The sequence below is a fragment of the Achromobacter aegrifaciens genome (genome assembly GCF_902859965.1).
Taxonomy (GTDB): domain Bacteria; phylum Pseudomonadota; class Gammaproteobacteria; order Burkholderiales; family Burkholderiaceae_B; genus Achromobacter; species Achromobacter aegrifaciens.
Map to the genome: position 1 here is coordinate 734042 of NZ_CADIKO010000002.1, position 11439 is coordinate 745480.

The 11439-nt window shown below is 67.6% G+C and carries 10 protein-coding genes; 7 read left to right on the plus strand and 3 right to left on the minus strand.

Annotation, left to right across the window (positions count from 1 at the left end; translation table 11 throughout):
• Positions 1-84 precede the first annotated feature (84 nt).
• Positions 85-1740, plus strand: a complete 1656-nt coding sequence (locus tag HV793_RS14565; RefSeq protein ID WP_244958649.1) for a mucoidy inhibitor MuiA family protein — start codon at positions 85-87, stop codon at positions 1738-1740.
• A gap of 5 nt (positions 1741-1745) precedes the next feature.
• Here HV793_RS14565 and HV793_RS14570 read toward each other — a convergent pair whose 3' ends face one another.
• Together HV793_RS14570 and HV793_RS14575 are read right to left on the minus strand one after the other, a co-directional pair.
• The gene (locus HV793_RS14570; RefSeq protein WP_175180984.1) at positions 1746-3056 is read right to left on the minus strand and encodes a ferredoxin reductase family protein; all 1311 of its coding nucleotides are present in this window, start codon (positions 3054-3056) and stop codon (positions 1746-1748) included.
• A 189-nt stretch (positions 3057-3245) separates the two neighbouring features.
• Positions 3246-4472 carry an EAL domain-containing response regulator gene (locus HV793_RS14575; RefSeq protein ID WP_119451551.1) on the minus strand — a complete coding sequence of 409 codons (1227 nt, stop codon included), beginning with the start codon at positions 4470-4472 and terminating at the stop codon, positions 3246-3248.
• A gap of 242 nt (positions 4473-4714) precedes the next feature.
• Here HV793_RS14575 and HV793_RS14580 point away from each other — a divergent pair, with 242 nt between their 5' ends.
• Positions 4715-5848 (plus strand): 3-deoxy-7-phosphoheptulonate synthase, encoded by a 1134-nt coding sequence (locus tag HV793_RS14580; RefSeq protein WP_054454226.1) that lies wholly within the window; start codon positions 4715-4717, stop codon positions 5846-5848.
• Positions 5849-5884: 36 nt separating this feature from the next.
• Here the strand turns inward: HV793_RS14580 and HV793_RS14585 are convergent, their stop codons facing one another.
• Positions 5885-7117 (minus strand): NAD(P)/FAD-dependent oxidoreductase, encoded by a 1233-nt coding sequence (locus HV793_RS14585; protein ID WP_175213429.1) that lies wholly within the window; start codon positions 7115-7117, stop codon positions 5885-5887.
• Between the two features lie 108 nt (positions 7118-7225).
• On the opposite strand from HV793_RS14585, the gene HV793_RS14590 reads away from it, so the two are divergent.
• The 5 genes from HV793_RS14590 (at position 7226) to HV793_RS14610 (ending at position 11374) form a co-directional block, all read left to right on the plus strand.
• Positions 7226-7825: a GNAT family N-acetyltransferase gene (locus HV793_RS14590; RefSeq protein ID WP_054454224.1), complete on the plus strand. Its 600-nt coding sequence runs from the start codon at positions 7226-7228 to the stop codon at positions 7823-7825.
• Positions 7826-7894: 69 nt separating this feature from the next.
• Positions 7895-8365 (plus strand): hypothetical protein, encoded by a 471-nt coding sequence (locus tag HV793_RS14595; protein WP_054454221.1) that lies wholly within the window; start codon positions 7895-7897, stop codon positions 8363-8365.
• A 320-nt stretch (positions 8366-8685) separates the two neighbouring features.
• A complete protein-coding gene (locus tag HV793_RS14600) occupies positions 8686-9405 on the plus strand; it encodes a response regulator transcription factor (protein WP_054454219.1) in 720 nt (239 codons plus the stop codon).
• Positions 9406-9414: 9 nt separating this feature from the next.
• Positions 9415-10287: an HpcH/HpaI aldolase/citrate lyase family protein gene (locus tag HV793_RS14605; protein ID WP_175213430.1), complete on the plus strand. Its 873-nt coding sequence runs from the start codon at positions 9415-9417 to the stop codon at positions 10285-10287.
• Positions 10288-10378: 91 nt separating this feature from the next.
• The gene (locus HV793_RS14610) at positions 10379-11374 is read left to right on the plus strand and encodes a serine hydrolase (RefSeq protein ID WP_082400980.1); all 996 of its coding nucleotides are present in this window, start codon (positions 10379-10381) and stop codon (positions 11372-11374) included.
• The last annotated feature ends 65 nt before the right edge of the window (positions 11375-11439 follow it).

Consider the following 11439-nt stretch of genomic DNA (forward strand, 5'->3'; position numbering starts at 1 on the left):
CAATGTAAATTTGGCGCGCGCGGCGGTCCGTCCCTGTCCAAGGACACGGCGTCGCGCGATTCCAACCTGTACAAAGGTGAAATAGTGCGACGTACCCTTCTGGCCTTGGCCATCGCGACGATCCCCGGCCTGGCCGCAGCCGCCGGACTGCCTTCCTCCATCGGTTCCGTGACCGTCTACCAGGACCGCGCCGTCGTGACGCGCGCCGCCAGCAGCGAGCTGGCCGCTGGCGAACACGAGCTGGTGCTGGAGAAGCTGCCGGCCAGCCTGCAGGAAAATTCGCTGCAAGTCTCGGCCAAGAGCACCGGCCAGGCGACATTGCTGGACGTGAAGGTGCGCGACGCCTATCAGGCAGACACCGTCAACGAACGCGTCAAGCAGCTGGAGGAACAGGTACGCAAGCTGCAAGGCCAGCAGGCGCTGCTGGACGACGAGGCCGCGGTGCTGGACAACCAGCGCGAGCTGGTGCTGATGATGCAGCGGGGCGCCACCGAACCGTCGAAGGACGGCGCGCGCCTGACGCTGGACGAACTGAAGGCGATCCAATCGCTGAGCGCGGACTCCCTGGCCAAGTCGCTGGCCGGACTGCGCCGGGTGGCCGAACAGAAAGAGGTGCTGGAGCGCGAGCTGACCGCCTTGCAGAACCAGCTGGATCAGCTGCAAAGCTCGCTCAACCGCCGCACCAAGACCGTCACCCTGCGCGTCAACCTGGCCCGCGCGGGCAAGCTGGACCTGAACGTTTCCTACGCCGTGGCCGGCGCCCGCTGGACGCCCGCATACGATGCGCGCCTCCGCCCGGCCGATCGCAGCGTGGACCTGGGCTATTTCGGCGTCATCCGCCAGGACACCGGTGAAGACTGGAACAACGTCAAGCTCACGCTGTCCACCGCAAGGCCCTCCCTGGGCGGCGGCGCGCCCGCGCTGCAGCCGTGGATCGTCGACGTGGCCGCCCCGCCGCCTCCGCCCCGCCCGCGCCCCAGCCCCGCGCCGGTCGCGGCAGCCAGGCAAGAGGCCGAAGCCAAGATGTTGCGCCAGCGCGTCCAGTCCTTCGAGGACGCCGGCGCGCCGGTCGCCGAGATGATTCCCGAGCCGCTGGAGCAGGCGACCGCCCAGGTGCAGGCCGAAGCGACCAGCGCATCGTTCCAGATCAAGAGTCCGGCCACCCTGCCGTCCGACAATTCCTCGCAGCGCGTGGCCATCGCCACGGCCAAGCTGCCCGCCACGCTGCAATACCAGTCCACGCCGGCGCTGCGCGAAGCCATGTTCCTGACCGCGCACGCCAGCAACAACACGGAGTTCCCCTTCCTGGCCGGTTCGCTGAACACCTTCCTGGACGACGCCTTCGTCGCGGCCAGCTCCATGAAGGCGGTGATGCCCGGCGAGAAGCTCGAATTGGCGCTGGGCGCCGACGAAGGCATTTCGATCAAGCGCCAGCTGGTCAACCGCTATACCGAAAGCACCGGCTTTTCGGGCAGCGGCAAGCGCGTGACCTACGAGTACAAGATCACGGTCAAGAACAACAAGGCCACCAAGGAGCAAGTGTCGTTCAAGGACCGCCTGCCCATCTCGCGCAACGAGAAGATCGTGGTCAAGCTGTTGTCGCCGGCAGACCGCGAGATCAAGCGCGAGGAAGACGGCAAGCTGGTATGGGACTGGGAAATGGAGCCCGGCAAGTCGCGCGAGACGGTGCTGAAGTTCTCGGTCGACTATCCGGGCGACATCGAGGTGTCCGGCATCTGACGCGCTCAGCGCATCTGGAACGCCTCTTGGTGAAACAGCTCGCTCACCGGCATGCCGCGCCGGTGCAGCCCGTCCTTCAAGGCATCGGCGAATCCCGCCGGGCCGCAGAACCACACGCTGGGCCATGCCGCGCCCGGCTTGTGGTCCGCGGCCAGCTCGGCGGCCGTCAGCGGCCGCTGGGTATCGCTGTAGCGCACATGCAGGGTCACGTTCGGCACGCGCGCGCATAGCGCTTTCAGGTGATCCGCGAACGGCGCGTCGTCGGCGTTGCGGGCGCAGTAGTACAGGGTCGCGACCGGTGCGGTATCCGGGTCCGTCTGCAAGGATTCCATCCATGAAATGAACGGCGTGACGCCGATGCCCGCGGCCACCCAGATCTGCGGCCGCCCATCGTCGCGCTGGAAGTCGAAGCAGCCGTAAGGGCCTTCGATGATGACGTCCTGCCCCACTTGCAGGCTGCGCTGCAGACGCCGCGTGTAATCGCCCAGCGCCTTGATCGAGAACTGCACCCGGCCGGTGCCGTCGTCCGCGCCGGACACCGTAAAGGGATGCGCGCCCTCGCGCCGGTCCGCGGTCAGGAAAGCGAACTGCCCGGCGCGATGGTGCCAGTTGCCCTCCACCCTACAGGTCAGCGCCAGGATGTCGTCCGAAAGATGGTCGATGGCCAGCACCTGCCCCCTGTAGCGGCGCCCGCGTCCGATATTGCCGGTCAGCGCCATGACGGCGCAAACCGTCCCCACCGCCGTGCACAGCGCCACCAGCCAGCCGGCGGGCTGCCACCACCAGGCGGCCGGCGTCAGGACCACGCCATGGAAGGCGACCACCAGGAAGATCACCGCGGCGATGCGGTGGACCTGGCGCCAGATGTGATACGGAAAGCGCCGCCACAAGGTGAGCAACACCATCGCGGCCAGGATCCACACGGCCCATTCGCCGATGTCCTTGGCGGATCCGCGGAACACGTCCAGCAAAGCGGCCGCGCGCGGCGTCTTGGGCACGGGGTCGAACAACGCCAGCAGCAGCGGCTTGCCCAGCTTGATCAGGTAATGCGCCGCCGCCAGCGCGGCAGCCATGATGCCGCTCCATTTGTGCAGCCGGTACATCTTGTCCAGCCCGCCCATCCGCGTTTCCAGCCACATGGGGCGCACCGCCAGCAGCATGATCAGGGCCATGACCGCGTAGGCGCCCAGGCCCGTCAGCAGGATGAGCTGATCGCGCGCGGTCCAGACGTTGAGTTCGGCCGGCGGTTGCGCCCAATAGGCGCCGGCCCAGGCCAGCAGGGAAATCAGCAGAACAGCGGCCAGTATGCGTCGCATCGGTTCATCGCTCCATCTTGGGGACCGCGCCACCGTGCGCAGCCCGCATGAAGCCATGGTAAATCCGCCCGTGGGGGCAATTTTCCATGCGCGGGCGCAGTCTTGATCGGGGTCAAGTCCGCCGACAATCGGGAGGGCCCGCAGGAGCCCGGCCTGCGCCAGGATACCCCATTGCGCCGCGCGGATGACTCAATGGCTGCGGCAGAATTCGAAGAAGGCGTCGGGTTCCAGCGGCACGGAAATGCCGTAGCCTTGCGCCACGTCGCAGCCCAGTTCGCGCAGCAGCTCCACGTCGCGCTCGTGCTCCACCCCTTCGGCGATCACGCGCCGGCCCAGCACGCGGCCCATCTCGATGGCGGCGGCGACCACCGCGCGCGACGCGGGCTCGCGATGCATATGGACGATGAAGTCGCGGTCTATCTTCAGTTCGGTGAAGGGCATGGCCGAGAACAGGCGCATGGAAGCGATGCCCGCGCCGAAGTCATCCATCGCCAATTCAAAGCCTCGCACGCGCAGCAGGTTCAGGGCCGACGACAAGGCCAGCCAATCGGTCACTGGCTCGTCCTCGGTCAGCTCGACCTTGATCAGCCGGGCCGGCAGGCCGGCCTGCGCCACGCGCTGCTCCAGCAGGCCCGGCAGGTCGCGCGAACACAATGTGGAGGCCGAGGCGTTGATCGCGATGGGCACGGCGATGTCCTCGGCATGCATGCGCTGCTGCAGCTCCAGCACCGTGTCGGTCACCCGGCAGAACAAGGTCCGGTCCAGTCCCAGCCGATGCGCCGCAGGCACGAAGTCCGCCGCCGGAATCGCGCCCAGTTCGGGGTGGTCCCAGCGCGACAGCGCCTCGGCGGCCAGCACGCGCCCTGTCGACAAGCTCATCTGCGGCTGCAGCACCACGCTCATGCCCTGCCCCGTGATCAGCGCATGGCCCAGCGCCGCCTCGATGACGTCGCGCCGCAGCGAGCGCGGCCGGGGCGAGGCGGCATCGTCCTCATCGATGCTGCGCAGCGCCGTCTTGATGGCCTGCTGCATCGCCGTGCGGGACACCGGCTTGGACAGCGCCTGCGCGGACGGACAGCCGGCCTGCAAGGCCAGCCGCACATGCGACTGCAACAGTTCATCGCTGAGGCTGCTGATCCAGATGATGGGCGGCATGCTCTTGAGCCGCCCGGCGTCCACCAGGCGCCGCAGTTCGTTCGGCAGCCGCGTGCCGTCGCCCTCGCCCGTGACGATATCGCTGATGACCACGTCGTAGAACTGGCGCGCCAGCGCGCTGACCGCTTCTATGCTGCTGCCCAGGCCGGCGACCCGGCGGAAACCCAGCGCCAGCAACACGTTCTGCAGATAGGCGCGTTCAACCGGATGGTCTTCGACGAGAAGTATCCGTCGGGTCCCGCCGGGTTCCGTTTTAGGCATGGTCTACCGTCCTACTCATATAGGGCGGGCCCCCGCAGGCGGCCGCTGGAAAACTGTGTACACCATGCTAAGGCATCTGCGCGCGCCCTGTCGTTATCGCTAACGGGTTAATGCAGCCCCATCGCCGATAGTCGTAGTATTCGCGGCATCAGCCAGACGGAGGCAGCCTTCCGTCGCCCCCACGGCGCGGCCGGTGCCATAATAGATGTCTTTCTTTCCGCATCTACGGCACGGAGCTACCCTTGACCCGCATTGACGACCCCCTGCACGACCGCGAGGTCGGCGCGGCCGACTCCACCCAGGACAACACGCGCACCGACGACACCCGCATCAGCGCGGTGCGCCCCTTGATCTCGCCCGCCCTGCTGCAGGATGAACTGCCGGTGTCGGCCGAGATCCAGACGCTGGTCGAGCAAAGCCGCGTCCAGATCGCCGACGTGCTGCACGGCCGCGACGACCGCCTGGTGCTGGTGGTGGGCCCCTGTTCCATCCACGACCATGGCCAGGCCATGGAATACGCGCGCCTGCTGCGCACCGCCGCCGAACAGCACCAGAAAGACTTGCTCATCGTCATGCGCGTTTACTTCGAGAAGCCGCGCACCACCGTGGGCTGGAAGGGCTATATCAACGACCCGCGCCTGGACGGCAGCTTCCGCATCAATGAAGGCCTGCGCCGCGCGCGCGAACTGCTGCTGGACATCAGCGGCCTGGGCCTGCCGATCGCCACCGAATTCCTGGACCTGCTCAGCCCGCAATACATTGCCGACCTGATCGCCTGGGGCGCCATTGGCGCGCGCACCACCGAAAGCCCCAGCCACCGACAGCTGAGTTCCGGCCTGAGCTGTCCGCTGGGCTTCAAGAACGGCACCGACGGCGGCGTGCAGATCGCCGCCGACGCCATGGTCGCGGCCAGCGCCAAGCACGCTTTCATGGGCATGACCAAGATGGGCATGGCCGCCATCTTCGAGACCCGCGGCAACCAGGACACCCACGTCATCCTGCGCGGCGGCAAGCAAGGCCCGAACTACGACGCGGCCAGCGTCGACGCCTGCTGCGCCGCCCTGCGCGCCGCCGGCCAGCGCGAACAGGTCATGATCGACTGCTCGCACGCCAACTCCAACAAGTCGCATCTGCGCCAGGTCGACGTGGCCAACGATATCGCCGCCCAGATCGCCCAGGGCGACGGCCGCATCACCGGCGTGATGATCGAAAGCCATCTCGAAGAAGGCCGCCAGGACCTGAAGCCCGGCCTGCCGCTGCGCCGCGGCGTGTCCATCACGGACGCCTGCCTGGGCTGGTCGCAGACCGCGCCGGTGCTGGAAACGCTGGCCCTGGCCGTGCGCCAGCGCCGCGAAAAGGCCGCAAAACCGGCCTGAGAACCGCGGCTCTCGGGTCTCTTGCCGCGTACGGCCTCAGCGGCCGACGCGGTAAGGCGCCGGATCCATGTCCGGCGCCTGGCCGGTGATCATGCTTGCCAGCAGCTTGCCCGTCACCGGACCCAGCGTGAAGCCATGATGCGCATGGCCGAACGCCAGCCACAAGCCGGGATGGCGCGGCGCCGGTCCGATGACCGGCCGCATGTCCGGCATGCAAGGCCGGCAACCCATCCACGGTTCGCGCTCCACGGCCTCGCCCAGCGGCAGCAGTTGCCGCGCCAGCGTCCGCGTGCGCTCGATCTGGATCGGTGAAGGCGGCGCATCGCGCGCCGCGAATTCCGCGCCCGTGGTCAGGCGCACGCCCAGGGTCATGGGCGTCACGACGAAACCGCTTTCGATATCCGCCACCGGGTGCGACAAGGTCGCCCCCTCTTCCAACGCGTAATGCTGGTGATAGCCGCGCTTGACCGCCATGGGGATGCGATAGCCCAGCGGGCGCAGGACGTCCGGCGACCACGGGCCCAGCGCCACCACCACGTCGCGGGCCTCGATCGGCCCCTGTTCTCCCTGCACCTGCCAACCCTTGCCTGACGGCTTGAGGCTGCGCGCGTCGCCGCGCGCCAGCACGCCGCCGCGCCGCTCGAACAAGGCCGCGTAGGCGCGCGTCACCGCGCCCGGGTCCGAAACATTGACCGGATCCAGCCAGTGCACCGCGCCGGCCATGCGCGACAGCGAAGGTTCCAGCGCCGCCAGCGCCTTGCGGTCCAGCACGCGGTGGTTCAGCCCGTAAGGCGCGAGCGCTTGGGCCTCGGCCACGGCCCGGGCCAGGCCGGCCTCGCTGCGCATGCCATCGATCCAGCCGCTGCGCCGGAACAGGTGGGAGATGCCGGCCTCGTCCTTGAGCGCGTCATGTTCGGCGACGCAGCGCTCGATCAGCGGCAGCATGGCCTCGGCCGCGCGCGCCAGCCGCGACGGCGCCGAATGCCACCAGTAGCGCAGCAGCCATGGCGCGATGCGCGGCAAAAAGCGCGGGTGATAGCTCACGTCAGGCGTGTTGTTCCTGGCATAGCGCCACAGGCTGCGCCAGTCGCGCGGGAAGGCATAGGGAATCACGCTGGCCCGTTCGATCAGGCCCGCGTTGCCGTAGCTGGTTTCCTCGCCAGGGCCGCGCCGGTCCAGCAGCACCACTGTACGGCCGCGCGCCGCCAGATGCAGGGCGGTGCTCACCCCGACGATGCCCGCACCCAGGACCAAGGCGTCTGTTTTCATGCGGCGCATTCTGCGCTTGCGTGCGGTGTTCGGCAAGGGCGCGCGCGCGTAGAATCCCCGGCTGCACGCCCTGCCCTCCGCGCCCACGCTCCAATCGAGGAATACGTCATGACCAGCCCCCGCCTGCAACCCGTCACGCTCGCCGGCGAGGTCGTACGCCTGGAACCGCTGACCGCCAGCCATGCCGCGCCGCTTGCGCAGGTGGGCCTGCACCCCGAACTGTGGCGTCTGCAACCCGAGCCCGTGCAGACGCTGGACGATATGCAGCGCTATGTCGACCGTGCGCTGGCTGGCCAACGCGACGGCAACTGCCTGCCATTCGTCATCGTGCGGCAGGACAACGATCAGATCATCGGCGCGACCCGCTACATGGACATCGCGCTGGCGCACAAACGCCTGGAGATCGGCGGCACATGGCTCACGCCAGCAAGCCAGCGTTCCGGCGCCAATACCGAGGCCAAGTTCTTGTTGTTGCAGCACGCCTTTGAAACAATTGGTATCATGCGGGTTGTATTCAAGACTGAACTGAGCAATATGCAATCGCGCCAGGCCATCCTGCGGATCGGCGGCGTGGAGGAAGGCGTGTTCCGCAAGCACCTGATCGCGCAATCGGGGCGCGCGCGCGACATGGTCTACTTCGCGATCCTCGACGAGGACTGGCCGGCCGTCAAAGCGCGCTTGCTGATGCGCATGCGCCGCGCCGGTTAGCGCGCGCCTCCCGCTCATTTCGCAGCTTGTCCGGGCCGCGAGGCCTGCCCCGCACTATTGAAGCCAGTTATGCAACAGACCTACGCCGCGCCCGCGCGCCACACGATATACATCTACACCGAGGAACAGCGCGGCAACCAGCTGGTCGAGTCGCTGGTGCTCGGCATGCTCTCCGACATATCGGGGTCCGACAAACTCGTGGTGGTGCAGGATCCGCACAGCAGCCTGAAGTTCGTCTATCGCATCGATCATGACAGCAGCAATCTGGACGCCGCGGCAATCACCGAACAGGACGCGTCCCTTTTCAATGGCAAGACCTCGGTCCAGATCAACTCGATGACCTATCGCCTCGGCACGGCCGAGAACGCGATGAAATTGCTGCGTGGCAAAAACCAGTGGATACAGGACAAGGGCGCGGTGCTGTCCGTGCTGCTGCAGAACGCCGCTGCCCGCAAGACCCGCTTCGCCCCGCCCCGCATCGAGCGCGACCGCATGCGCAAGGTACCGCCGGGCGTTGCCGTCGAACACCTGCCTACATAAAAAGCACAGTATCCACAGGGCCGGCCTTATCCACAATTTCTGTGGATAAAAAAGCCTCGAACCCACGGCTGATGGCCGTTCGACCGATGCGCAACGGGCTGCTCATTTTTTGACCACTAAAAGAATGGGCGGCGCGCGGCTGCCATCCTTGATTCTTGACGCGGCGCCGCAGGGGCGATGATGATATTCTCCGCAAGCGCGCGATACGAAAAATATCGCGCTCGCGGACTCCCCCTATACAAGAAGACCCACATACAAGGAGCGGATAGCGTGTTTGCATTCGAAGGTCCCTGCGCGCAACCGCTGACGCCGGATTCGCCGTGACCATCATCATCGTCGACGACCACGGAGACTGGCGCGACACCATCGCTGAATACATCGAGGATCTGGGCCTGGGCCGCAGCATCCTCACCGCCGGTTCCCTCGCGGAGCTGGACCAACTGCTGCTCACCGTGACGCCCGGCATCCTGGTGCTGGACGCCATGCTGCCCGACGGCGATGCGCTGACACGCGTCTCGCACCTGCGGACCTCCTTCCCGTCGATGGGCATCATCATGCTCACCGGCCGCCTCTTGAGCGAAGACAAGGTCTCGGGCCTGAGCCTGGGCGCGGACCACTACCTGACCAAGCCCGTCAATCTGGCCGAGCTTGGCGCCACGCTGGTGTCGCTGTCGCGCCGACTGCGGGTGGTGCCGGCGGGCGAAGCCGACGCCGCGGAATCGGATGCCTGGCGTTTCGATCCGTCGCGGCGCATGCTGGTATCGCCCAAGCAGGTCTGCGTGGACATCACCGATACCGAAAGCCGGCTGATCGGCGCGCTGATCCAGGCCGCGCCGCTACCCCTGTCGCGCGCACGCCTGATCGAGGCGCTGGGCGCCAGCGTGGAGGCCTACGACACGCACCGGCTGGACGCCCACATGCACCGCCTGCGCCGCAAGCTGCGCGCGCAGGCCGGCGGCGACATGGGCATACGCACGGTGTACGGCGTGGGCTATGTGTGCACCACGCCTGTGCAGATCGTCGGCAATACCAAGAACTGAAACCGCCTCATGACGCTACCTATCCGCCCTCGCCGTTCCGTACTCTATATGCCTGGCGCCAACCCGCGCGCACTGGACAAGGCGCGCAGCCTGGACGCCGACGTCCTGATCCTGGACCTGGAGGATGCCGTCGCGCCGGACGCCAAGGCACAAGCCCGCGAGCAAGTCGCCGCGGCCTTGCGCGCCGGCGGCTATGGGCGCCGCGAATGCGTGGTACGTATCAATGCGCTGGACACGGCCTGGGGCCTGGACGACGTCAGGGCCATCGCCCAGGCGGGCGCGGACGCCGTGCTGCTGCCCAAGGTGCAGTCCGCCGCCGAGCTCGACGCGCTCGCGCGGGCGCTGGACGCGGCGGGCGCGCCAGCCAGCCTGCCCTTGTGGGCCATGGCCGAAACGCCTTTGGGATTTCTGCGTCTGGACGCCATCGCTTCCGGCCACGCGCGGCTGGCGGCCATCGTCGTGGGCACCTCGGACCTGGTAAAGGATCTGCATGCGCGCCACACGCCGTCACGCGAAGAAACCTTGCTGGCGCGCTCGATGGCGGTGATGGCGGCGCGGGCCCACGGCCTGGCGGCGCTGGACGGCGTGCACCTGGACCTGCACGACGACACGGGCCTGGAGGCCGCCTGCAAACAGGGACGCGACCAGGGCTTCGATGGCAAGACGCTCATCCATCCCAGGCAGATAGCGGCAGCCAACGCCGCCTTCGCGCCCTCGGCGGAAGAACTTGCCGCCGCGCGCAAGCGCCTGGACGCCTGGCGCGCCGCGCAGGCCGCCGGCCTGGGCGTGGCCGTGGTTGACGGCGCGCTGGTGGAAAACCTGCATGCGCGCGAAGCGAAACGCGTGCTGGCGCTGGCCGAGGCCATCGCACAAGCCTGGTGACAACAGCGGCGGCAGCAGTAATATCGGCTTTCAAATGCATATTGTCGGTAACGCCGGGCCAGGCGCGTGATCGGCGTATCGGGGAGCGGTCGTGACGTTGATCTTGCGGCAAATGTCGATCTCATTCTGCGTGGCGGCGTTGTGGGCCGCCACGGCGGCGGGCTTGCCGGCGCCGGCGCGGGCCCAGGCCGCCAATTTCCATCCCTGCAATTCCCAGCCTTCCCTGCCGATGTGCCTGCATGGCTATGGCAAGCGCATAGCAGTGCAGCGCTGGGGCGCGCAGCCCGACCCGCTGGACCCGGACGCGGCCGTCAACGCCTCGCTGGTCACGCGCGACCCGGCCAAGGAAATCGGCAAGCTCAAATCCAGCACGATCCTGGTGCAGGACATGGACACCTCCGAAGTCCTGTTCGCGCGCAACGAGGACGCCGTGCGGCCCATCGCCTCCATCACCAAGCTCATGGCGGCGCTGACGCTGGTCAAGGCCGGCCTGCCCATGGACGAACTCATCACCATCGACGCCAGCGACACCCGCTCCACCAGCGAGCTGCCTTCGCGCCTGACCGCCGGCACCAAGCTGAGCCGCGCCGATCTGCTGCGCCTGGCGCTGGTCCCGTCCGAGAACAGCGCCGCGCAGGCCCTGGGCCGCACCTATACCGGCGGCACCGCCGCCTTCGTCGCGGCAATGAACGCCGAAGCCCGCGCGCTGGGCATGACCGACTCCAGCTTCGCCGAACCCAGCGGCCTGTCCAACGAAAACCAGTCTTCGGCCAAGGATCTGGTCAAGTTGCTGCAGGCGATTTCCGCGCAGCCGCTCTTGCGGCAATACACCGGCGAGACCAGCTACCAGGCCGCCGGCCAGACCTTCCGCAACACCAACATCCTGGTGGGCCGCCCGCAATGGGACATCCTCGTGTCCAAGACCGGCACCACCCGCGAAGCCGGCGATTGCCTGGTGATGGCGGTCAAGGTCGGCAAGCGCAACCTGGCCATGGTGCTGCTCAACGCGCAGGGCATCAACGGCTCGCGCTTCGGCGACGCGGTTCGCCTGCGCCGGGTGCTCGACAGCCGGTACGCCTCACGCTGACTGACGGCATCGCGCGCCAAGCCCGGTACAATACCGGCCTTTGACGCGGAACGAACGCCCGTTCC

Bases quoted from the DNA above. Each gene is read 5' to 3' on its own strand.
- HV793_RS14570 (WP_175180984.1), bottom strand. From the start codon at position 3,056: ATGCGACGCATACTGGCCGCTGTTCTGCTGATTTCCCTGCTGGCCTGG.
- HV793_RS14575 (WP_119451551.1), bottom strand. From the start codon at position 4,472: ATGCCTAAAACGGAACCCGGCGGGACCCGACGGATACTTCTCGTCGAA.
- HV793_RS14585 (WP_175213429.1), bottom strand. From the start codon at position 7,117: ATGAAAACAGACGCCTTGGTCCTGGGTGCGGGCATCGTCGGGGTGAGC.
- HV793_RS14590 (WP_054454224.1), top strand. From the start codon at position 7,226: ATGACCAGCCCCCGCCTGCAACCCGTCACGCTCGCCGGCGAGGTCGTA.
- HV793_RS14595 (WP_054454221.1), top strand. From the start codon at position 7,895: ATGCAACAGACCTACGCCGCGCCCGCGCGCCACACGATATACATCTAC.
- HV793_RS14605 (WP_175213430.1), top strand. From the start codon at position 9,415: ATGACGCTACCTATCCGCCCTCGCCGTTCCGTACTCTATATGCCTGGC.